General features: G+C 63.7%; 16 protein-coding genes and 1 pseudogene. 4 read left to right on the forward strand and 13 right to left on the reverse strand.

All coding sequences use genetic code 11. The annotated features are described in order from the left end of the window. Positions 1 to 251: 251 nt before the first annotated feature. Positions 252 to 995, forward strand: coding sequence for an ankyrin repeat domain-containing protein (locus tag FB597_RS19845; protein WP_186442828.1), 744 nt, complete (start codon positions 252 to 254; stop codon positions 993 to 995). A gap of 114 nt (positions 996 to 1,109) precedes the next feature. Here FB597_RS19845 and otsA read toward each other — a convergent pair whose 3' ends face one another. From otsA to FB597_RS19880, 7 genes are all read right to left on the reverse strand, one after another. Then, positions 1,110 to 2,498: an alpha,alpha-trehalose-phosphate synthase (UDP-forming) gene (gene otsA / locus FB597_RS19850; protein WP_144770487.1), complete on the reverse strand. Its 1,389-nt coding sequence runs from the start codon at positions 2,496 to 2,498 to the stop codon at positions 1,110 to 1,112. After that, complete coding sequence (locus FB597_RS19855; protein ID WP_141918248.1) at positions 2,498 to 4,387, reverse strand: glycoside hydrolase family 15 protein; 1,890 nt, start codon at positions 4,385 to 4,387, stop codon at positions 2,498 to 2,500. Before FB597_RS19855 ends, otsA begins: the two co-directional genes overlap by 1 nt. 90 nt (positions 4,388 to 4,477) lie before the next feature. Continuing rightward, positions 4,478 to 5,227, reverse strand: coding sequence for a trehalose-phosphatase (gene otsB, locus FB597_RS19860; protein WP_141918246.1), 750 nt, complete (start codon positions 5,225 to 5,227; stop codon positions 4,478 to 4,480). Between the two features lie 236 nt (positions 5,228 to 5,463). Further along, positions 5,464 to 6,921 (reverse strand): sodium:solute symporter family protein, encoded by a 1,458-nt coding sequence (locus FB597_RS19865; protein ID WP_141918244.1) that lies wholly within the window; start codon positions 6,919 to 6,921, stop codon positions 5,464 to 5,466. A 263-nt stretch (positions 6,922 to 7,184) separates the two neighbouring features. Beyond that, the gene (locus tag FB597_RS19870) at positions 7,185 to 7,994 is read right to left on the reverse strand and encodes a phage tail protein (RefSeq protein WP_255517224.1); all 810 of its coding nucleotides are present in this window, start codon (positions 7,992 to 7,994) and stop codon (positions 7,185 to 7,187) included. A gap of 461 nt (positions 7,995 to 8,455) precedes the next feature. Then, complete coding sequence (gene lysA / locus FB597_RS19875) at positions 8,456 to 9,739, reverse strand: diaminopimelate decarboxylase (protein WP_141918237.1); 1,284 nt, start codon at positions 9,737 to 9,739, stop codon at positions 8,456 to 8,458. A 56-nt stretch (positions 9,740 to 9,795) separates the two neighbouring features. Then, positions 9,796 to 10,020, reverse strand: coding sequence for a lipoprotein (locus tag FB597_RS19880; protein WP_141918235.1), 225 nt, complete (start codon positions 10,018 to 10,020; stop codon positions 9,796 to 9,798). Between the two features lie 50 nt (positions 10,021 to 10,070). Between FB597_RS19880 and cyaY the strand changes: the two genes are divergently transcribed. The 3 genes from cyaY to FB597_RS19895 all read left to right on the forward strand — a co-directional run bounded on the left by cyaY (position 10,071) and on the right by FB597_RS19895 (position 13,323). Next, positions 10,071 to 10,403, forward strand: a complete 333-nt coding sequence (gene cyaY / locus FB597_RS19885) for an iron donor protein CyaY (RefSeq protein ID WP_144770491.1) — start codon at positions 10,071 to 10,073, stop codon at positions 10,401 to 10,403. A gap of 60 nt (positions 10,404 to 10,463) precedes the next feature. Then, positions 10,464 to 10,931: a type II secretion system major pseudopilin GspG gene (gene gspG / locus FB597_RS19890; RefSeq protein WP_144770493.1), complete on the forward strand. Its 468-nt coding sequence runs from the start codon at positions 10,464 to 10,466 to the stop codon at positions 10,929 to 10,931. A 244-nt stretch (positions 10,932 to 11,175) separates the two neighbouring features. Continuing rightward, positions 11,176 to 13,323, forward strand: a complete 2,148-nt coding sequence (locus tag FB597_RS19895) for a TonB-dependent siderophore receptor (RefSeq protein ID WP_144770495.1) — start codon at positions 11,176 to 11,178, stop codon at positions 13,321 to 13,323. An 86-nt stretch (positions 13,324 to 13,409) separates the two neighbouring features. Here FB597_RS19895 and FB597_RS19900 read toward each other — a convergent pair whose 3' ends face one another. The 6 genes and pseudogenes from FB597_RS19900 to FB597_RS19925 all read right to left on the reverse strand — a co-directional run. Continuing rightward, positions 13,410 to 13,616 (reverse strand): hypothetical protein, encoded by a 207-nt coding sequence (locus tag FB597_RS19900; RefSeq protein ID WP_141918228.1) that lies wholly within the window; start codon positions 13,614 to 13,616, stop codon positions 13,410 to 13,412. 6 nt (positions 13,617 to 13,622) lie between these two features. Further along, positions 13,623 to 14,975 (reverse strand): ATP-dependent protease ATPase subunit HslU, encoded by a 1,353-nt coding sequence (hslU, locus tag FB597_RS19905; RefSeq protein WP_141918226.1) that lies wholly within the window; start codon positions 14,973 to 14,975, stop codon positions 13,623 to 13,625. Between the two features lie 89 nt (positions 14,976 to 15,064). Then, on the reverse strand, positions 15,065 to 15,601 hold the full coding sequence (gene hslV, locus FB597_RS19910) for an ATP-dependent protease subunit HslV (RefSeq protein WP_144770497.1): 537 nt from the start codon (positions 15,599 to 15,601) through the stop codon (positions 15,065 to 15,067). Between the two features lie 235 nt (positions 15,602 to 15,836). Then, the gene (gene putA, locus FB597_RS19915) at positions 15,837 to 19,538 is read right to left on the reverse strand and encodes a trifunctional transcriptional regulator/proline dehydrogenase/L-glutamate gamma-semialdehyde dehydrogenase (RefSeq protein WP_144770499.1); all 3,702 of its coding nucleotides are present in this window, start codon (positions 19,536 to 19,538) and stop codon (positions 15,837 to 15,839) included. Between the two features lie 195 nt (positions 19,539 to 19,733). Further along, entirely contained in the window at positions 19,734 to 20,759 is a 1,026-nt protein-coding gene (locus tag FB597_RS19920; RefSeq protein ID WP_144770501.1) for an acyltransferase family protein, read from the reverse strand. Positions 20,760 to 20,963: 204 nt separating this feature from the next. Then, positions 20,964 to 21,062 (reverse strand): annotated as a pseudogene (locus FB597_RS19925) (ABC transporter ATP-binding protein); the annotation flags it as partial.

Here is a 21,062-nt window from a genome sequence, read left to right on the forward strand (position 1 = left end):
CTTCGGATGTGAATCGCTTTTTCGGCATGGTCTGACTCTCCTTTTCAATAGCATATGAAATTTCAAGTCGGACCAGTTTTTTCAGGTCAGGTCACCATCCGAAGATGGGTGTTAATACCTTAGTGCCGGGAGAGCGCTATATGGCTTCACCCACTACATCTTTGGATTTGCATGGGATGAGCAATGTTCTTAATAGCATGCTGTGGCGTACTGCTCTGCCGGTTATGACTCAATGGAAATAAGAGATGCACATGCATTATCAATGGAAGCGTTGGATTACCTTACTTGTGTTGTCGGGCTTGCCGTTAATTGGAGGATGTAAAATGAAGGTGGCGGACGGAACAGTAAGGGATTATTTTGGGGAGACGGCAGAAGCCGAGCTGGCTACAGCGGCAGCGAAGGGGGACGTTGGAGAAGTCTCACGGTTGGTCAGTGTTGGAGCCAATGTCAATGCAGCAGGGGATAAGAATATGACACCGTTGATGTGGGCATTTTCTGCGCAAAATGTAGAAGGTATGCGTGCCTTATTGGAAGCCGGGGCCGATCCTAACCAGAGATTTGGACCAGAGAAAAATATTCACCCTGTGTGGATGGCCGCAACGATGGATAAACCCGATCGTTTGAAAGTGCTACTTGAGTTTAAAGGCGATCCAAATGCTACTGGTGGTGGGGCATATTTCAATGCTTTGATGCAAGCAGTCAAGTACCCTGAAAACATTAAGCTCTTAGTTCAAGCCGGGGCAGATGTGAATGCCACCGATGGAATCGGTGACACCGTCGCGCTAGCCGCAGCTAATCTGGCACAGTTCGATACACTTATATATTTATTGGAGCATGGTTATCGATACAATTTACCTTTAATAGCATGGGAGGTAAACGATCTTCCGTTATCTTCTGAAATTGAGCCGAAAAGACAACAAGTATTAGCAATCTTAAAAACCCTCGGTGTAACGCCGCCTTCCGGGAAAGCCCCTCCAATGTTGGAGGGGAAATAAATGTCTGAGTATGGATCAAATGACAGCAAGCCAAGGCATCCGAAGATATGAGCATCGTCGGAAAAAGTCATCTCCAACGCAGGTTGTGGCAAGCCCGACGTATCATGCTAACCATTAAACACCCACAGCCCTTGACCGCTGCAGCGTCTGCAAAAACTCCCGGCACCACCAATGCACATCAAACTCGCGGATATTGCTCATCAGCGCCGCATGCCGCTCGCGCCGCTCCGTCAGCGACATCTGCAAAGCGTGCTGGATCACCTGGGCGGTGCCGTGGGTATCGTAGGGATTGATGATGAGGGCTTCCTTCATCTGCTCGGCGGCGCCGGCGAAGCGGGACAGCACCAGCACGCCGGGATCTTCTTCATCCTGGGCGGCGACGAATTCCTTGGCGACCAGGTTCATGCCGTCGCGCAGCGGCGTGACCAGCGCCACCGCGCAGGCGCGGTACAAACCCGGCAGGCGGCGGCGCGCGACGGTGCGGTGGATATAGCGGATCGGCATCCAGTCGAAGTCGCCGAAATCGCCGTTGATGGCGCCGCACAGGCTTTCCAGTTCGCGCTGGATGTCGCTGTAGGCTTCGACGTCCTCGCGGCTGGGCGAGGCGATCTGCAGCAGCGTGGCGCTGTGGCGGTTCTCCGGGTACAGGCGCAGCAGCTCGCGGAAGGCGCGGATGCGCTGCGGCAGGCCCTTGGAGTAGTCGAGGCGGTCGACGCCGATCAATAGCCGCCGGCGCGAATATTCCTGCTTGGTGCTTTCAAAGGTGTCGCGCGCTTCCTTGGCGCGGCCCAGGCGCTGGAAGTCGGCCACGTCGATGCCGATCGGGAAGGCCCCGGCATGCACGGTGCTGTTGAAGGCGCGGTACTGGTTGGCGCCGACCGGTTCGGCGGTGGCTTCGGCCTGCACGTATTGCGCGAAGTGCTGCAGGTCGGCATGGTTTTGGAAACCGACCAGGTCGTAGGCGAACAGCGCGCGCATGAGCCATTCATGCGAGGGGATCGCCACCAGGATCGGCGGCGGCGGCAGCGGGATGTGCAGGAAGAAGCCGATGCGCGCCTCGCAACCCATGGCGCGCAGCTCGGCAGCCAGCGGGATGAGGTGGTAGTCATGGATCCAGATGATGTCGTCGCGCTTGAGCAGCGGGAACAGCTTGCGCGCGAACAGCTGGTTCACGCGGCGGAAGCCGCCCAGGTGGCCGGACTCGAATTTGGCCAGGTCGAGCCGGTAGTGGAATACCGGCCACAACACGCCGTTGGCGTAGCCGCGGTAATAAGCGTCGTGGTCTTCCTGGCACAGGTCGAGCTCGGCCAGCGTCACCGTGCCGGCCTGGTGCACGCGCAGTTCGCCTTCGCCGGGCGTGCCTTGCTCCACCACCTTGCCGCTCCAGCCGAACCACATGCCGCCGGTCTTTTTCAAGGTTTCGCCCAGCGCCACTGCGAGCCCGCCGGCGGCCGGCTTGCGCGGGTCGGCCAGGCGATTCGATACCACCACCAATCTGCCCATCAGATCACCGCCTCCCACGATGCCGACAAGCGCATCGCACAATTGATAATGCCCACCATCGAATAGGTCTGCGGGAAATTGCCCCACATCTCGCGTGTGACCGGATGCGTGTCTTCCGACAGCAAGCCGAGGTGGTTGCGCGCGTCGAGCATGGCATTGAAGATCTCGCGCGCCTGTTCCTTGCGGCCGATGCGCGCCAATGCGTCGATGCGCCAGAAGGTACAGATGTTGAACGCCGTCTCGGGCCGGCCGAAGTCGTCCGGCGCTTCGTAACGGCGCATGTAGGGACCGTCGCACAGATATTTTTCCAATGCGTCGACGGTGGAGATGAAACGCTGGTCGGTTGGCGCGATCAGGCCGACTTCGACCATCAGCAACACACTGGCGTCGAGGTCGCGGCCGCCGAAACTTTCGGCGTAGGCCTGGCGCTGCTCATTCCAGGCTTCGGCCAGGATGCGCGCGCCGATTTCGTCGGCGCGGGCGCGCCAGTATTGCTTGCGCTCATCCAGGTCCAGCCGCGCGGCGATCTTGGCCAGGCGGTCGCAGGCAGCCCAGCTCATCAGCGCCGACGAAGTATGGATGCGCGAACGCGTGCGCAACTCCCACATGCCGGCGTCGGGCTGGTCATAGACTTCATAGGCGCGTTCGCCGACCGCTTCCAGATGCTGGAAATGTTCCGCGCCGGCGCGATGATGCAGGCGCATGTCATGGAAGGCCTGCGCCGCGCCGAGCACGATGTTGCCGTAGACGTCGTGCTGGAAGTGCTCGTAGGCCTGGTTGCCCACGCGCACCGGCGGGTAGTTCCGGTAGCCGGGCAGATGGTCGAGGATATGTTCTGGCAACGCCTCTTCCAGGCCGATGCCGTACAGCGGCTGCACATGGCCGCCGCCGGAGCGCACCACCACATTGGTCAGCCAGCGCAGGTAGTCTTCCATGGTGCCGAGTTCGGACAGGCTGTTCAATGCGCGCACCACGAAGAAGGCATCGCGCAGCCAGCAATAGCGGTAATCCCAGTTGCGCTGGCTGCCGGGCGCTTCCGGCACGCTGGTGGTCATGGCGGCGATGATGGCGCCGGTGTCCTCGAACACCGACAGCTTGAGCGTGATGGCGGCGCGGATCACCGCGTCCTGCCATTCCAGCGGCGTGGCCAGCGCGCGGCTCCAGTTGCGCCAATAGGCCAATGTCTCCTGTTCGAAATCGCGCGCGGTGTCGTTGATGCCGCCGTGCAGGGTCTCGTCGGGGCCGAGGATGAAATTGAAGGGGCGACTGACCACAAAGGCGGTCTCGCCGACGATGTAGCTGATGGGCGCATCGGTGTTCAGGCGCAGCGTCTGCCCATTGCCGACGTAGCGGATGTGATTGCTGCCGCGCGTTTCCAGCGGCGCTTCGCGGCCCCAGTCGAACTTGGGACGCAAGATGACGCGCATGCGCGGCGCGCCCGACAGCGGATGGATACGGCGCACCACCTGCAATGGCCGGAAGAAGCGGCCGCGGCTGTAGAAGCGCGGCGCCAGGTCGGTGATCTCGATGCCTTGGCCCAGGGTGTCGTACAGGCGCGTGCGCAGCACCGCGGTATTGGGTTCATACCATTGCTCGCTGTGCGAGAAATTCTCCAGTTGGAAAGCCCACAGGCTGCCGTTGTCGCTGGGGTCGAGCAGCGCGTTGAAGATCGGGTCGCCGTCGAAGCGCGGCAGGCAGCACCAGACGATGCGCCCCATCTTGTCGACCAGCGCCGAGAAAGCGCAGTTGCCGATCACGCCAAGGTCGAGGGAGGAAGTGGAAGGATTGTCGTGCGCCTGGGCCGCCAGGTGCGGCTGTTCGGAGTGCTGCGATTGGGAATGCGGCGATGGCTGGGGTTCTTGCTGCGGATCGGTGCTTGGCTGGCTCATGGTTCCCTCATGCTCTGTTGTCCAGATTTCTTGGTGGAAGACTGATGCGCTGCCGGGCTGCCGACGAGCCCTGACGCAGATGGCGGCGAACTAAAAGGCGGCAGCCCGATATGGGCCCAACGCCTGGCGCAACAGGCCGAGCACGGCGGCCGGATCGTCCACGCGCGCCAACGCCTGGCTGGGTCCCGGCCCCACCTTGATGCCCAGGCCGTTCATGGTTTCCGATTGGACGATGGCAAAACCGGCCTCATCGGTGATGTCGTCGCCGATGAACACCGGCCGCCGGCCGCGGAATGGCGGCTCATGCAAAAAGGCCGCGACGGCGTCGCCCTTGTTCACGTGCGGTTTGGCCTCCACCACCATCTTGCCGTTGAGCATGGTGAAGCCGGGCTCGTGCTTCAAGGCATCGATCATGGTCTCGATGCAGCGCTGCTGAAGATGGGCGGCATGGCGATAGTGCAAGGCCAGGGCGCCGCGCTTGATCTCCAGCTGCAGGCCCTGATGCGAATTGACCAGCGGCAGCAGCCGCTCGCGCAGGTGGTGCACATCGGCCACCGGCTGGGCGATGATGCGCCCGTCGGCAGTGCGCCGCTCGGCGCCGTGCACCCCCGCCAGCGGCAAGCGCAGGGGGGCCAGGAAAAAGTCGAGCTGATCCAGCGGGCGGCCGCTGACAATGGCCAGCGCACCGTTGGATTCTTGTTGTATTCGCTGCAAGAGCGTGATCAGTTCCGGCGGCACGACAATCTCTTCAGGATGTGGCGCGAGATCGACCAGTGTGCCGTCAAAGTCCAGAAATAACGCATCGGCAGCAAAATCGTAGGGGTGAGTTTGCTCAGTCATGGTATTTCAGGTTAATGAAAAGCAAATAAGTTCCAATTGCCTATCGAACAACTTCTCATCGCTCTACAGGACAAAAACGAAATCAGCCAGGAGGCGGGCCGTGCGAACACTGCCTGAGTCCGCCATGCCGATATACAGCAAGAATCCTGCCCGACACGCCGACAGTCCCGACCAATGAAAACGGCCGCGCGGCATTGCCGGGCGGCCGTGTCACAGACAGGCGGAAGGGCGGAAGATCAGGACTGGCTGCCGCCTTCGGGCGCGCCGGCCAGCATCGGCGGCATCGGCGCCAGCAACTGCGGCATCAGGGAGCCGGCCACCATGCCGCCGATGCTGCACAAGAGGCCCATCAATTGCGGCGGCCAGAAACCTTCGGGCGCGGTGTACTCCAGCGTGATCCAGGAGATCAGGCCGAACACCATGGCCATCAGCGCGCCCTGGCGGGTGGCGCGCTTCCAGTAGACGCCGAAGGCCAGCGGCACGAAGGCGGCCACCAGCGTGACCTTATAGGCGCTCTCCACCATCTGGTAAATGCTGGACTGGCTGCTCAGCGCCAGCCAGGTCACGCCCACGGTAAACACCAGCACCACGATACGCATCGAGAGCAGGAATTCGCGATCGCTCTTCCATGGCCGGATTTCCTTGAGCACGTTTTCGGTGAAGGTCACCGACGGCGCCAGCAAGGTCGCGCTGGCGCAGCTCTTGATGGCCGACAGCAGCGCGCCGAAGAACATCACCTGGGCGAACACCGGCATCTTTTCCATGATCAGCGTGGGCAGCACCAGTTGGGAATCGGTCTCCAGCAGCTTGGACACCATGCCCGGATCGATCAGCGTGGCCGAGTAAGCGAGGAAGATGGGGATGAAGACGAAGAAGAAATAAATCACGCCGCCCAGGATGGAGGCGTTGCGGGCCACGTTTTCATTCTTGGACGACATCACGCGCTGGAACACGTCCTGCTGCGGGATGGAACCCAGCATCATGGTGATCCAGGCGGCAAAGAACCACAGCACCTCCCTGGCGTTGGGCGCCGGCCAGAAGTCGAACTTGCCGGCATCGAACGCATGCTGGATCACCACGCCGGGGCCGCCGACCATGCCGGAGACTTCCCAGCCGATGTAGAGCATGCCGACCACCACGATGATCATCTGCAGGAAATCGGTGATCGCCACGGCCCACATGCCGCCCATCAGGGTATAGATCAGCACGCTGCCGGCGCCGATGATCATGCCCCAGTGCATGGGGATGTAACCGCCGGAGACGACATTGAACACCAGGCCCAGCGCCTTGATCTGCGCCGCCACCCAGCCCAGGTAGGAAATCACGATACAGATGGTGACCAGCATTTCGGCGGCGCGGCCGTAGCGCTTCTTGTAATAGTCGCCGATGGTCAGCAGGTTCATGCGGTACAGCTTCTTGGCGAAGAACAGGCCGACCAGGATCAGGCACAGCGAAGAACCGAAGGGGTCGGCCACGATGCCGCGCAACCCCTCCTGCAGGAAGGTCGACGATACGCCGAGCACGGCCTCGGAACCGAACCAGGTGGCAAATACCGTAGCGGTCACCACCGACATCGGCAGCGAGCGTCCGGCGACGGCGTAATCCTTCGAATTCTTGACGAACTTGGTGGCATACAGGCCGATGCCCACCGAAATGATCCAATAGAGAACGACGAACCAGAGGAGTGCATTCATGCCTTGATCCTTGCAATAAGCAGCTGTTCACGGACAGATGCCGAGGCCTTGGGGGGTAAAAGAAAAACGCGCATTATAGCGGCAAGTCCGGCGCGAAAAGCCGCTCGCGGCTACACATTTACGCATGGCTCGCCGATGGGTGGCGGACACCCAACAGTCGGTTTGTCGATAAGCAAGAAACGCTCCCATGCGCAGGCCGGGAGCAGGAATGATGGTTCGGGAGAAATCCCGCCGCCGCGCCGCATCCGCGGCCGGCCGCAAGATCAGGCGCCTTCGTTATTGCGCTCGTAGGAAGGGCAGCCATCCTTGCCCCATTTGCCGTTGCACAACTTCCACAGGCAGCCTTCGCGCGCAAACAGGGATAACGCGCGGCATTGCTGGACCTGTTCGGCCAGCGTGGGAACGGCCGGGGTATCCGCCACCATAGGCTGCTGGGGCGCGGCCTGCTGGACGCGCTCGGCCTTGGCGCGGGCAGCGGCCAATTGGGCTTCGGCTTCGCGGCGACGCTGTTCGCGCAACGCCAGGGCGGTATCTTCGCGTCGGCGGCGGGCCTCGGCGGCGGCCCGCTTTTGCGCCAGCAATTGGGCTTTTTGCTCCGCCTCCTGCTGCAGGATGGCGATCTCGTCGCCGGCCAGGGTCGCTCGTGATTCTGTCGTCGCGGCAGCAAGCGGCGCGGCGACAGGCGGTGCGACCGTCTGCTTTCTCAACGAGGGCAAGTGCGGCGCCATCGGTTTCAAGGCGCGCTCCGGCCACGGCCATTGGGCGCTCCACCAGAGGGCCAGGCCGATCGCCACCAAGGTCAGCAGCGAAACCGGCAAGGCGCGTTGCGGCGATGCCGCCGCGCCATGCGGCATCGGCTCCTGCGCATCGGCTACCGATGCGGCAGTTCCCGGCCCTGTTTGGAACCGGGATTGTGGCTGGGGAATCGGCGCCGTCGCCGGCGCGTCGAAGCGGCCAGGCGCATCCGCTTCGGCGGCCGTGGCCACCGCCGCTGTCACCGCGGCAGCGGCGACGGCCGCAGCGGTAATCTGGGACGCGCGAATTTCGAGTTCATCGTCGGCAACGGCAGACATGGAGCGTCCTGCCTCCTGCGGCACGGACGAGCCGGCGCCGGCGTCGGCATGCGCATCGACGCCTACACCTTGATCGCGACCTTCCCCATTGCGATGCAGGGCCTGCATTGACTTCCCCTGTGTTTGAGATCCTGAATAGGCTCTCTAAACCTGTTCACGCTCCCGTCCGCGCCGTCCCGACCGAACCGGACACCTCCCGTTCGTTTGTGTATGTTCTGCCCGGTCTCCTTGGTGGCCGATATCAACCTCGATACCGGCATTTCTGCGGGCGTATTTTTCAACGGGAGTTTATTTTGCGCCCAAATTTCTGAAAGGCAAATACAAAGAATGCAGGTGCAGCAAAATTTCTACATAGGGCTTGTTGCCATGTCATGCGCGGGCGGCGTTGCCGCACCGTCAACAAAAACAAACGGCAGCCGCGTCGCCGGGGCTGCCGTGCACAAAAACGTCAACCGCTCACATCAGCCGACGATGCTTTCCAGGGCAAACAGGTCGGCGGGTTTTTCGCGCTGGCGGATCAGGTGCGCACGCTCGCCATCGACCAGCACTTCGGCCGCGCGGCCGCGGCTGTTGTAGTTGGACGCCATGGTCATGCCATAAGCGCCGGCCGACATCAGCGCCAGCAAATCGCCCTCCGCGATGGCCAGTTCGCGCGCGCGCGCCAGCCAGTCCCCGGATTCGCATACCGGGCCGACCACGTCGTAGACCTGGGCATGGCCGGCGTTTTGCCTGACCGTCTTCACGCCATGCCAGGCTTCATACATGGCCGGGCGCATCAGGTCGTTCATGGCGGCGTCGACCACGGCAAAATTCTTGCCTTCACCGTGCTTGAGGTATTGCACCTCGGTCAACAGTACGCCGGCATTGCCGACGATCGAGCGCCCCGGCTCGAACATCACCTGGATCCGTCGGCCGCCGTATTTCTGCTTGCGCCAGGCATCGACCCGGGCGAACACGCGCGCCAGGTAGTCGCCGACCGCGACCGGCTGTTCGTCGTCATAAACGATGCCGATGCCGCCGCCAATGTCGAGGTGATGGATGGCGATGCCTTCCGCTTCCAGCGTATCGACCATCTCGATCACCTTGTCGAGCGCCTCCAGCAAGGGCGAATCGTCCAGCAGCTGCGAGCCGATGTGGCAGTCGATGCCGACCACTTCGATGTTGGGCAAGGCGGCGGCGGTGCGATAGCAGTTGAGCGCATCCTCATAGGCCACGCCGAACTTGTTTTCCTTCAGGCCGGTGGAAATGTAGGGATGGGTCCGGGCATCGACGTTGGGGTTCACGCGCAGCGAGATGCGCGCGCGCTTGCCCAGTTCGCCGGCCACCTCGTTCAGGCGCGCCACTTCGGGAATGGACTCGACGTTGAAGCACAGGATGTCGTGCTCCAGCGCCAGCTTCATCTCGTCGCGGCCCTTGCCCACGCCCGAGAAAATCACCTTGCGCGCATCGCCGCCGGCCGCCACCACGCGCAGCAGTTCGCCGCCGGAGACGATGTCGAAGCCCGAACCCAGCTTGCCCAGCAGGTTCAGCACCGCCAGGTTGGAGTTGGACTTGACCGAATAGCACACCAGGGCGCCATCCTCGCCCCGGCCGGCGGCGCGGCAGGCATCGGCGTAAGCCGAGAAATTCTCGACCAGCGCCGCCTTGGAATAGACGTAAAGCGGTGAACCGAATTGCGCGGCCAATGCCTGCAACGACACTTGTTCGGCGTGCAGCACGCCATTGCGATAGGAAAAATGGGACATGGAAGTCGGGGTAACGAAATCGGTTGGTTCGATCCGGCGTCGCCGGCGGTAAGCGCTTACTCGTTGCCTGCGGCCGGTTTGGACGCGGCGCCGGCAGTGCCTGCGGCCTGCGTCGCGGCAGGTTTGGAGGTATCCGGTTTGGGCGAAGTCTGGGCCAGCGGATCGGGCGGGATCCTGGGCATGTACAGCGGCCCCTTCTGGCCGCAGCCAGCCAGCATCAGGAGCAACGACGAAGCTGCCAGCAGGGTCGCGCGGCGAACGGGAGAATTGGGTGACTTCACGATAGAATGGAGGATTACTGAAAAATCTTGAGAATGCTTTGGAGTTTAGCATGACGGAAACGGAATTCCTGGACTTGGCCGACGCCACGCTCAATGCCATCGAAGGCGCGCTGGAAAAGGCCTGCGACGAGGGCGACCTGGACGTCGAATGCAGCCGCAGCGGCAACGTCCTGGAAATCGAATGCATCGACAACGGCTCCAAGATCATCGTCAACAGCCAGGCGCCGATGCAAGAGCTGTGGATTGCCGCCCGCTCCGGCGGCTTCCACTACAAGTACGACGGCCAACGCTGGCTCAACACCCGCGACGGTTCCGAAATGTACGCCGCCTTGTCGGAAGTGGTCAGCAGCCAGAGCGGCGTGCAAGTCACCTTGCAGGCTTGATGCGCCCTATACTTGCCTCTTTCCCAACCCCAGCCACCTGACCCGAAGCCAGCAGCACCCATGCGCCGTTCCCTCTTTCCTCCCCGACGGCACCCTGCCTTCCTGTTCCTGCAACGCGGCCTCGCGCGCCTGCGCTGGATCATCGTGCTGACGGTGCTGGCGGTGGCCGCCGCGCTGGGCCTGCCGCAACTGGTCTCGCGCATCAGCCACGACCACAGCCCGCAAACGCAAGCGGCCGAATCGGCCATGCGCGACATCAGCGCCGGCCTGGAGCAATACCGCAAGGACAACGGCCGCTACCCCAGCACCCAGCAAGGCCTGCTGGCGCTGGTGATCAAGCCGGCGCGCGCCCCGGTGCCGGCCAACTGGGCCATCGGCGGCTACGTCGAACGCCTGCCGCGCGACCCCTGGGGCAATCCCTACCAGTACGGCGCGGACGAAGACGGCGCCAGCTACCAATTGTTCTCTTTCGGCGAAGCCGGCCCCGAAGGCGGCGAAGACGATGCCCACGTGATCCGCCTGCACTGAAGACAACACCGCCCCGATCCTGCCGCGGCCACTGGCCGCTCTTTTTTTGCCCTCGCATTCCCATCGGGCGATAACCGACAGGCCCTAGCATGGCGCCCACGCTGCCATCAAGCCCCGCCCTCAAATCCCCCCGCGAGTGTTGTACGCATGCACCCGCTCGCAAAATCCTTACCTCGATTTACAGTTAATCAGTAATATTAATAAAAACAATTCCTATTAACTATCCAAATAAATACGACATCCCATGAAGTCCCGTCTCAAGCCCGGCCGCCTCGCTGTGCTGGCCGCCCTCTCCGCATGCTCCGCCCCCGGTTTCGCCCAAACGACAGACAGCCTGCCCCAGGTGCAGGTCAGCGGATCGCGCACCAACGACAGCTATGTCGCGCCCACCGCCGTCAGCGGCACCAAGAGCGAAGCGCCGCTGCGCGATATTCCGCAAACCATTAACGTCGTGCCGGCGCAAGTGATCAAGGACCAGAACGCCACCTCGCTGCAGGATGTGCTGAAGAACGTGCCGGGCCTGGGCATGTCGACCGGCGACGGCCAGCGCGACCAGGTGTTCATCCGCGGCTTCACCGCCATCGGCGACCAGTTCGTCGACGGCTTCCGCGACGATGCGCTGTATTTCCGCGACCTCTCCAACGTCGAGACGCTGGAAGTCATCAAGGGCCCGGCGGCCGTGCTGTACGGCCGCGGCTCCTCCGGCGGCCTGATCAACCGCGTGACCAAGAAGCCGGGCGTGGACGTGTCCGATGTCAGCGTCACCGCCAACAGCACCGCCGGCCGCCGCGCCGAACTGGACCTGGGGCGCGGTGCCAGCGACAACGGCGTGCTGTCCTGGCGCCTGACCGGCGCCGTGGAACGCGGCGACAGCTACCGCGCCCAGCAATTCATCGACCGCACCGCGATCGCGCCGTCGATGGAATTGCGTTTCTCCGCCGATACCAAGCTGCTGCTGCAGGCCGATTACCTGGAAGACCGCCGCCTGACCGACTTCGGCATCCCGTCTTACCATGGCCGCCCGGTCAGTGTGGATCCGGGCACCTACTATGGCGCCGCCAATGCGCGCGACGCCGACTTCAGCCAGTCGCGCGTCATGTCGACCACGGCGACCTTCACGCATCGCTTCAACGATGAATTCTCGTTCCGCAATGGCTTCCGTTATTACGACTATCACCTGAACCGTAACAACACCAACATCAGCGGCAACGTCAACGAAGCTGCCGGTACGATGAACATGAGCCACGCCAAACTGGTGCGCGACGAGAATGGCTGGTTCAACCAGAGCGAGCTGACGCAGAAACTGAAGCTGGGCTCCACCAAACACGAGATCCTGTATGGCGTCGAGTTCGGCAGCCAAAGCAAGGATGCCTATAGCTACAACGGCGTGCCAGTCGCCGGTACGGGCTCCGGACTCCCGCCCGTGTCGATCTTCAACCCGGTGCTGCCGGTGGTCAATCCCAACACGCTAGGCGCACTGACCACCACCTACGGCACCTACGATACCTTCGGCACCTACTTGCAGGACAGCATCGCTTTGAACGAGCAATGGAAGGCATTGGTCGGCCTGCGCTACGACAGCTTCAAGCAGAAATCGCGTATCGTCGGCGGCACCGCGCCGGGCAACCTGTCGCGCACCGACAATGCTTACAGCCCGCGCGCAGGACTGGTATGGCAGCCGACCGAGACTCAGTCCTATTACCTGTCGTGGAGCCGCTCTTTCCAGCCGTCCGCCGAACTGCTGCCGCTGGCGGTCACCAATGCCAACCTGGCGCCTGAAGTGACCCGCAACACCGAAGCAGGCGCCAAATATGATTTCCTGGATGGCCGCGCCAGTGCCACGGTATCGGTCTTCCGTCTTGAGCGTGACAATATCAAGGCCACCGATCCAACCAACAACAACAACGTGGTGCCGGTCGGCAAGCAACGCACTGACGGCATGGAATTCACCCTGAGCGCAGACCTCAAGGGCGGCTGGAAGGTGATGGCAGGCTACGCCTATCTGGATGCCGTCGTTACCGATTCGATCGCTGTGGATCGCAGCGTGAACGGTACCGGCGATGTCCCGTTCAAAGGCAAGAACGCCACCCTCACGCCCAAGCACAGCGCCAACCTGTGGCTGACCAAGGACCTGGGCAGCGGCTTTACCGTCGGCGGCGGCGCCAATGCCGTGGGTGCGCGCTTCGCCAATCCCGGCAACACCGTGACCCTGCCCGGCTACGTGACGGCCGACGCGATGGCGGCCTACCGCACCGCCAAGTACGACATCCAGCTCAACATCGGCAACATCTTCAACACCGGCTACATCGTCTCCGGCCACGGCACCAGCCCCAACCTGAGCTTGCCGGGCGCGCCGCGCAACGTGGCGCTGACCCTGCGCTACCACATGTAAGCACGGCAGCAATAGCAGGCAATAAAAAACCGCCGCAGGAGCAATCCTGCGGCGGTTTTTCCTTGATGCTGCAACGAAACGGCCTGCTACTTTTCTTCGCGACCTGCCAGTTTCTTCAACAGTTCCGACTTGAGCTGCTGCCGCTCGCCCGACTGGCTCTTGCGATGCGGCCCGGCGCCGCCGGCGCGCTGCTGCGCGGCGACGGCCACCGGGTTGCGCGGCTTGGATGCGCGCTGCGAAGGCTCCACGCGGAAACTCAGCTTCTGCCGCGTCGCCAATCCCTTGTTGGCCATCGCTCTTTACAGCACGTAACGCGACAAGTCTTCGTTGACCGCCAGTTCGCCCAGGCGCTCATTGACGTAAGCGTCGTCGATGGTGAAGCCGCCCACGCCGGCTTCGCCGGCGGTGAAGGAGATCTCTTCCAGCAGCTTTTCCATCACCGTGTACAGGCGGCGGGCGCCGATGTTCTCGGTCTTTTCGTTGACCGAGTAGGAAATCTCCGCCAGGCGCTTGATGCCGCTGTCGGCGAACTCGATCTGCACGCCTTCGGTGGCCAGCAGGGCCTGGTACTGCTTGGTCAGGCAGGCGTCGGTGCCGGTCAGGATGCGCTCGAAGTCGGCGATCGACAGCGAGTCCAGCTCGACGCGGATCGGGAAGCGGCCCTGCAGCTCGGGAATCAGGTCCGATGGCTTGGACAGGTGGAACGCGCCCGAGGCGATGAACAGGATGTGGTCGGTCTTGATCATGCCGTACTTGGTATTGACGGTCGTGCCTTCCACCAGCGGCAGCAGGTCGCGCTGCACGCCGGCGCGCGAGACGTCGGCATTGCCGTTCTGCGAGCGGGTGGCGATCTTGTCGATCTCATCCAGGAACACGATGCCGTTCTGCTCGACGTTGGCGATCGCATTCTTCTTCAGCTCGTCCTCGTTGACCAGCTTGGCGGCTTCCTCGTCGATCAGGAACTTCATGGCTTCCTTGATCTTGACCTTGCGCGCTTTCTTGCGCTGGTTGCCCAGGCCCGAGAACATCGACTTGATCTGCTCGGTCATCTCTTCCATGCCCGGCGGCGCCATGATTTCCATCTGCGGCGCGCCTTCGGCCAGCTCGATCTCGATCTCGCGGTCATCCAGCGCCCCCTCGCGCAGGCGCTTGCGGAAAGTCTGGCGGGTGGTGTTCTTCTCGTCCTTGTCGGCGCCGCCGCTGCCGCCGCTGCCTTCCGGCGTAAAGCCGAAGTCGCGCGCCGGCGGCAGCAGGATGTCGAGGATGCGGTCTTCGGCGGCGTCCTCGGCGCGGGCGCGCACCTTGCGCACTTCCATTTCGCGGGTCTGCTTGATGCCGATGTCGACCAGGTCGCGGATGATGGTGTCGACGTCGCGGCCGACATAGCCGACCTCGGTGAACTTGGTTGCTTCGATCTTGATGAAGGGCGCGTCGGCCAGCTTGGCCAGGCGGCGCGCGATCTCGGTCTTGCCCACGCCGGTGGGGCCGATCATCAGGATGTTCTTGGGCGTGATCTCATGGCGCAGCGGTTCCTCGACCTGCTGGCGACGCCAGCGGTTGCGCAGCGCGATGGCCACCGCGCGCTTGGCGCGGCCCTGGCCGACGACGTGCTTGTCGAGTTCGGAGACGATTTCGTTGGGGGTCATGTTCATGGCAATGTTCTTTTCGCTGGGGCGGTCCGTCGGGTGAAAAAGGAGCCGGCAGGCACGCTTGCCCTGCCCGGCCCAAGCTCTCGCTCACCTTATTCGAGCGTTTCGATGATGTGGTTCAGGTTGGTGTAGATGCACAGTTCGCCGGCGATGGTCAGCGACTTCTTGACGATCTCGGCCGGCGACAGGTCGGTGTTTTCCTGCAGCGCCTTGGCGGCCGACTGCGCGTAGCTGCCGCCCGAACCGATGGCGCCGATGCCGTCGTTGGGCTCCAGCACGTCGCCGTTGCCGGTGATGACCAGCGTCGTGTCCTTGTCGGCGCACAGCAGCATCGCCTCCAGGCGGCGCAACATGCGGTCGGTGCGCCAGTCCTTGGCCAGTTCGACCGAGGCGCGCATCAGGTTGCCCTGGTGCTTTTCCAGCTTGGCCTCGAACAGGTCGAACAGTGTGAAGGCATCGGCCGTGCCGCCGGCGAAGCCGACCAGGACCTTGCCGTGGTACAGCTTGCGCACCTTGCGTGCGGTGCCCTTCATGACGATGTTGCCGAGCGTCACCTGGCCGTCGCCGCCCAGCGCGACCTGGTTGCCGCGGCGGACGGAAAGGATGGTGGTGCCGTGAAATTGTTCCATGCTTGCCTCTGTTCAATATGTGCGTTGTGTGCTGCCTGCGGATGCCGGGTCGCCCCTCGTCCCATTCGGGCGGGGCCGAGCCGTCCGCGTTTTTTCGAGATGGGGTTGGTCGGGCGGATTGCAAGGCATTGCCAGAATGCCATCGGAGGACGGTATTTTACGCCCGCAATAAAAACGGGCGCTGCGGCATCGCTGCCGAAGCGCCCGCGGGAGGGCGAACCGTGGGTGCTACGCCTTACACCGAGATCGTCATCAGGCTGGCGTTGCCGCCGGCCGCGGTGGTGTTGACGCACAGCGCGCGCTCGGCCAGCAGGCGCCACAGCGGGATCGCCGTGTCTTCGCTGCACACGATGATGGGCACCAGCGCGCCGTCGCGGGCGGCCAGCTTGCCGCGCCAGGCTTGCGCGGCGAGGCTGTCCACCAGCGCGGCTTGCAGCGGCTCGCCTTCCAGCTTGTCCGACTGGCGGATGGCGGCGCGCACCTGCTGCGGCAAGCCGGCCGGGATGAAGGCCGCGCTGGCCGCATCGACCAGCACCGTATTGCCGGTGGCCAAAGCCGCTGCCAACTGGTTCAACAACGTGCCGACGCTGCCGGCCACGCACAGCACCAGGCCGCGCGGGGCGAAGGCCAGGGTGTTGCGCTCGCCGGTCGGGCCGGGCAACAGCAGGCTGCGCTGCAGCAGGCTGTCGCCGCGGTAGCGTTGGCCGGCAGCGGCCAGGCGCTCATGGCCGTGCGTCCCGGCCCAGTGCAGCAGGCTGTCCAGCAGCGTGTTGGCGACCGCGGCCGGCTGCGCCTTTTGCAACTCTTCCTGCAACTGCGGATTGCGCTGCAGGCGCTTGAGGTAGAGCGGGCCGCCGGCCTTGGGGCCGGTGCCGGACTTGCCTTCGCCGCCGAAGGGCTGTACGCCCACCACAGCGCCGACGATGTTGCGGTTGACATAGATGTTGCCCACGTGCGCGCGCCCGGCCACGAAATCGATGGTCTCGTCGATGCGCGAATGCACGCCCAGGGTCAGGCCGTAGCCGGTGGCGTTGATGGCGTCGACCAGTTGCGGCAACTGGTCGCGGCGGTAGCGCAGCACGTGCAGCACGGGGCCGAACACTTCGCGCTGCAACTGGTCCAGGCTGTCGATCTCGATCACGGTCGGCGGCACGAAGGTGCCGTGCTCGCAGGCGGCATCCAGCTTCAGCTGGTGCACCGAGCGGGCGCTGCCGCGCATGCGCTCGATGTGGGCCAGCAGGTTGTGCTGCGCCTCGGCGTCGATCACCGGGCCGATGTCGGTGGCCAGGCGGTCGGGGCGGCCTACGCGCAGTTCGGCCATGGCGCCCTTGAGCATGTCGATCGTGCGCTCGGCGATGTCTTCCTGCAGGCACAGCACGCGCAGCGCCGAGCAGCGCTGGCCGGCGCTGTCGAAGGCGGATGACAGCACGTCCACCACCACCTGCTCGGCCAGCGCGCTGGAGTCGACGATCAGTGCGTTCTGGCCGCCGGTCTCGGCGATCAGCGGCACGTCGCCGTGCTCGCCGTTTTCACCATGGTTGCGCCTGGCCAAGGTACGGTTGATCAGTTGCGCCACTTCGGTGGAGCCGGTGAAGATCACGCCCTTGACGCGCTCGTCGGAGGTCAGCGCGGCGCCGACGCTCTCGCCGCGGCCCGGCAGCAGTTGCAGCGCGGCGCGCGGCACGCCGGCTTCATGCAGCAATTGCACGGCGCGGTGCGCGATCAGCGCGGTCTGCTCGGCCGGCTTGGCCAGCACCACGTTGCCGGCGGCCAGCGCGGCGCTGACCTCGCCGATGAAGATGGCCAACGGGAAGTTCCACGGGCTGATGCACACCATCGGGCCCCAGGCTAGCGCATTGCCGTCATGGCGCGAGGCGATGGCGTAGTAGCGCAGGAAGTCCACCGCCTCGCGCACTTCGGCAATCGCGTTGGGCAGCGACTTGCCGGCTTCGCGCACGGCCAGCGCCATCAGTTCGGCCATGTCGGCTTCCAGCAGGTCGGCCGCGCGCTCCAGCAACGCGGCGCGTTCGGCGGCCGGCGTGGCTTGCCATTGCGGCGCGAAAGCGGTGGCGGCGGCCAGCGCGGTTTCAACATCCGGCAGTGTCGCCTCGATGACCTCGCCCACCACTTCGCGGCGGTCGGCCGGATTGCGCACGGCCTGCTTTTCAGTGGCGGCGACGTCCCCGACGATCAGCGGCGCGGCTTGCCAGCGGCGCTCGACCATGCGGCCGAACAACTGGTCCAGCTGGCGCAGGCGGTCTTCGTTGGAGAGGTCGATGCCGGCCGAATTCTTGCGCTCCTGCCCGTAGAGGTTATGCGGCAATGCGATGGCCGGGTGCGGCAGCCCGCCTTGGGCGCGCACGGTATCAATGGGGTCGGCCACCAGCGTGTCCAGCGCCACGGCTTCGTCGACGATCTGGTTGACGAAGGACGAGTTGGCGCCGTTCTCCAGCAGGCGGCGCACCAGGTAGGCCAACAGCGTCTGGTGCGAACCGACCGGCGCGTAGACGCGGCAAGCCTTGCCCAGCTTGTCCTGGCCGACCACCTGGTCGTACAGGGTCTCGCCCATGCCGTGCAGGCACTGGAATTCGTAGTCGTCGATGTTGTGCAGCCTGGCCCAGTTCCAGATCGCCGCCAGGGTATGCGCGTTGTGCGTGGCGAACTGCGGATAAATGACGTCGGTGGCGGCCAGCAGCTTTTGCGCGCAGGCCAGGTAAGAAAGATCGGTGTGCACCTTGCGGGTGTAGACCGGGTAGCCCTCCAGGCCGTCGACCTGGGCGCGCTTGATTTCGCTGTCCCAGTAGGCGCCCTTGACCAGGCGGATCATCAGGCGGCGGCCGTTGCGGCGCGCCAGGTCGACCAGGTAGTCGATCACGAACGGGCTGCGCTTCTGGTAGCCCTGCACCACGAAGCCCAGGCCGTCGAAACCGGCCAAGTCGGGGTCGGCCGCCAGCGCTTCCATCAGGTCCAGCGACAGCTCCAGGCGGTCGGCTTCCTCGGCGTCGATGTTCAGGCCGATGTCGTATTGCTTGGCCAGCAGCAGCAGTTGCTTCAGGCGCGGCAGCAACTCCTCCATCACGCGCGATTGCTGGGCGCGCGCATAGCGCGGGTGCAGCGCCGACAGCTTGACCGAGATGCCCGGGCCATCCTTGATGCCGCGGCCGTTGGAGGCGCGGCCGATGGCGTGGATCGCGTCCTCGTAGGATTGGTAATAGGCGTCGGCGTCGTGCATGGTCAGCGCCGCCTCGCCCAGCATGTCGTAGGAATAGCGGTAGCCGCGCTTCTCGTTGTCGCGGCTGTTGTCGAGCGCTTCCTCGATGGTCTGGCCGGTGACGAACTGGTTGCCCAGCATGCGCATGGCCAGGTCCACGCCCTTGCGGATCAGCGGCTCGCCGCCGCGGCCGATCAGGCGCGTGATGGCCGAGCTCAGGCTGCTTTCGCTATTGGTGGAGACCAGCTTGCCGGTGATCAACAGCCCCCAGGTGGCGGCATTGACGAACAGCGACGGCGACTCGCCCAGGTGCTTGCGCCAGTCGCCCTTGCTGATCTTGTCGGCGATCAGGCGGTCGGCAGTCTGGCGGTCGGGAATGCGCAAGAGCGCCTCGGCCAGGCACATCAGCGCCACGCCCTCTTCGGAGGACAGCGAGAATTCATGCATCAGCGCATCCACGCCGGAAGAGCGCGTGCGCTTCTCGCGCACCTGCTGCACCAGCTTTTTGGCCAGCTGCTGCGTCTGCTCCTGCCAGGGCGCCTGGCTTTTGACCTGGCCCAGCAGCCACTGCACCGCTTCGGATTCGTCGCGGCGATAGGCGGCGGTAATGGCCGCGCGCAGCGCGCCGGGAGCGTGCTGCACCTCGGCGTGGAAGGCGCCGAAAGGCAGGCCGGGAGAGGAAACGGAGGTGTCAGCCGTGGTGGCGGTCGGGGCAGCGGTGGTCATGGATAGACTGGAAATATCAGTGAATGCCGGTGAATTGGAAGCGGTTTTCGCACCCGGATTCTATGCGGGAACAACCAATATTAATTCTGTATTTGATCGGCATAACCAGTATTTAATTTAGCCATTCCATTTATTGCTGAATTAAATTTTAATCAGGCAAGCAAGAAACCGCCCGGCATCGGCCTGCCGCCTGACTCAGCCGTGCGCCTGTCCGCGGCGCCCGCGCAGCAGCGCGAAATCGGCCGCCGAGCCGAGCAGCAAGGCGCGGCTCCATACATGCTTGCGGCTTTGGCGATACACCAGGTAACTGCCCATGAGGCCCAGCGCAAAACGGGCGAACAGGTAGCGCTCGCCAAGCAGCGCCGCCGCGCCCATTGTGAACACCATGTGCATGAACATGATCACCAGTGCCGCCTGCCCCAGTTCGGCCAGGCAACGCGCAACCAGCGTATCGCCGGAAGCGATGTGGCGGGCGATGCGCACCAGCGTCACGCAGCAGGCCAAGGCGGCGGCGAAGGTCAGGACCGGTACGCCGTAGTGGGCCACCTTCATGTCGTAACCCAGGCCGAGGTTCCAGCCAAAGTAGCGGTTGGCAACCAGTACCGCGCATGCCAGCCCGGCCGCTGCCGCCGCCGCGCGATAGGTGCGCGCTTGCTGCGGCATGGCGCGCAACAGGTAGCCGGCGTAGAAGAACGGCGCCGCCGCCAGCGCCACATTGAGCGCCCACGGCACCTGCAGGGCCGGGAAGAACCAACTGTTGACATAACTTAACGCCAGCATGAGCGCATGCAGCCACAGCAGCGTGCGGCGGCGATAGCGCCCCAGCAACCAGGCTTCCACCAGCAGCACCGCATAAAAGCTGGTCACGAACCAGAACGCCGCCACCCACGACGACAAGTGGCTGCCGCCCAGCAACAAGTCGCCGGCAAAATCGAGCAGGGCCGCCTGGTCGTGCGGTTTGTTGGCAAACAGGTCGATGGCCAGCGGGATGTGAATGACCAGCAGGAACACCGCATAAGGAATCAGCAGCTGTATCGCCTTGCGGCGGGCGAATGCCGCGATGTCGCCGACCGGACGGAACAGGTAGCCGCTGATGAAGAAGAACAGCGGCATGTGGAACAGGAAGATCAGGTCGAAACTGTAGCCGCCGTAGACGTGGCCCCATACCACCAGCACGATGCCGATGCCGCGGAAAACGTCGATCCATTGCTCGCGTTGCATGCGCTGTCCTTTGCGGTAACCTGGTGTGTGGAGGGACAGCGTGCAACGGACATGAGTTCAGGCGGATGCGCCGGCGCCTGACCTTGCTTGATTGGCGGCAATGGGAAGCGGCCAGCAACCCATCAATAAGCCCACCAATAGAAACGCCGCATGGGGTCACCCATGCGGCGTCGTGGCAATGCAGTTCGTGATGGGCGTGCTGTCTCAACCCTCGCCCAGGTACGCCGCCTTGACCCGCGGATCGTTCAGCATCTCGCCGGCCTTGCCCTCCATGGTGATCAGCCCAGACTCCATCACATAGCC

This window comes from Herbaspirillum sp. SJZ099, from assembly GCF_007828355.1.
Lineage (GTDB): Bacteria > Pseudomonadota > Gammaproteobacteria > Burkholderiales > Burkholderiaceae_D > Herbaspirillum.

Coding starts and splice junctions, on each gene's coding strand:
- FB597_RS19845 (WP_186442828.1), top strand. CDS start 252: ATGCATTATCAATGGAAGCGTTGGATTACCTTACTTGTGTTGTCGGGC.
- otsA (WP_144770487.1), bottom strand. CDS start 2,498: ATGGGCAGATTGGTGGTGGTATCGAATCGCCTGGCCGACCCGCGCAAG.
- FB597_RS19855 (WP_141918248.1), bottom strand. CDS start 4,387: ATGAGCCAGCCAAGCACCGATCCGCAGCAAGAACCCCAGCCATCGCCG.
- otsB (WP_141918246.1), bottom strand. CDS start 5,227: ATGACTGAGCAAACTCACCCCTACGATTTTGCTGCCGATGCGTTATTT.
- FB597_RS19865 (WP_141918244.1), bottom strand. CDS start 6,921: ATGAATGCACTCCTCTGGTTCGTCGTTCTCTATTGGATCATTTCGGTG.
- FB597_RS19870 (WP_255517224.1), bottom strand. CDS start 7,994: ATGTCTGCCGTTGCCGACGATGAACTCGAAATTCGCGCGTCCCAGATT.
- lysA (WP_141918237.1), bottom strand. CDS start 9,739: ATGTCCCATTTTTCCTATCGCAATGGCGTGCTGCACGCCGAACAAGTG.
- cyaY (WP_144770491.1), top strand. CDS start 10,071: ATGACGGAAACGGAATTCCTGGACTTGGCCGACGCCACGCTCAATGCC.
- gspG (WP_144770493.1), top strand. CDS start 10,464: ATGCGCCGTTCCCTCTTTCCTCCCCGACGGCACCCTGCCTTCCTGTTC.
- FB597_RS19895 (WP_144770495.1), top strand. CDS start 11,176: ATGAAGTCCCGTCTCAAGCCCGGCCGCCTCGCTGTGCTGGCCGCCCTC.
- FB597_RS19900 (WP_141918228.1), bottom strand. CDS start 13,616: ATGGCCAACAAGGGATTGGCGACGCGGCAGAAGCTGAGTTTCCGCGTG.
- hslU (WP_141918226.1), bottom strand. CDS start 14,975: ATGAACATGACCCCCAACGAAATCGTCTCCGAACTCGACAAGCACGTC.
- hslV (WP_144770497.1), bottom strand. CDS start 15,601: ATGGAACAATTTCACGGCACCACCATCCTTTCCGTCCGCCGCGGCAAC.
- putA (WP_144770499.1), bottom strand. CDS start 19,538: ATGACCACCGCTGCCCCGACCGCCACCACGGCTGACACCTCCGTTTCC.
- FB597_RS19920 (WP_144770501.1), bottom strand. CDS start 20,759: ATGCAACGCGAGCAATGGATCGACGTTTTCCGCGGCATCGGCATCGTG.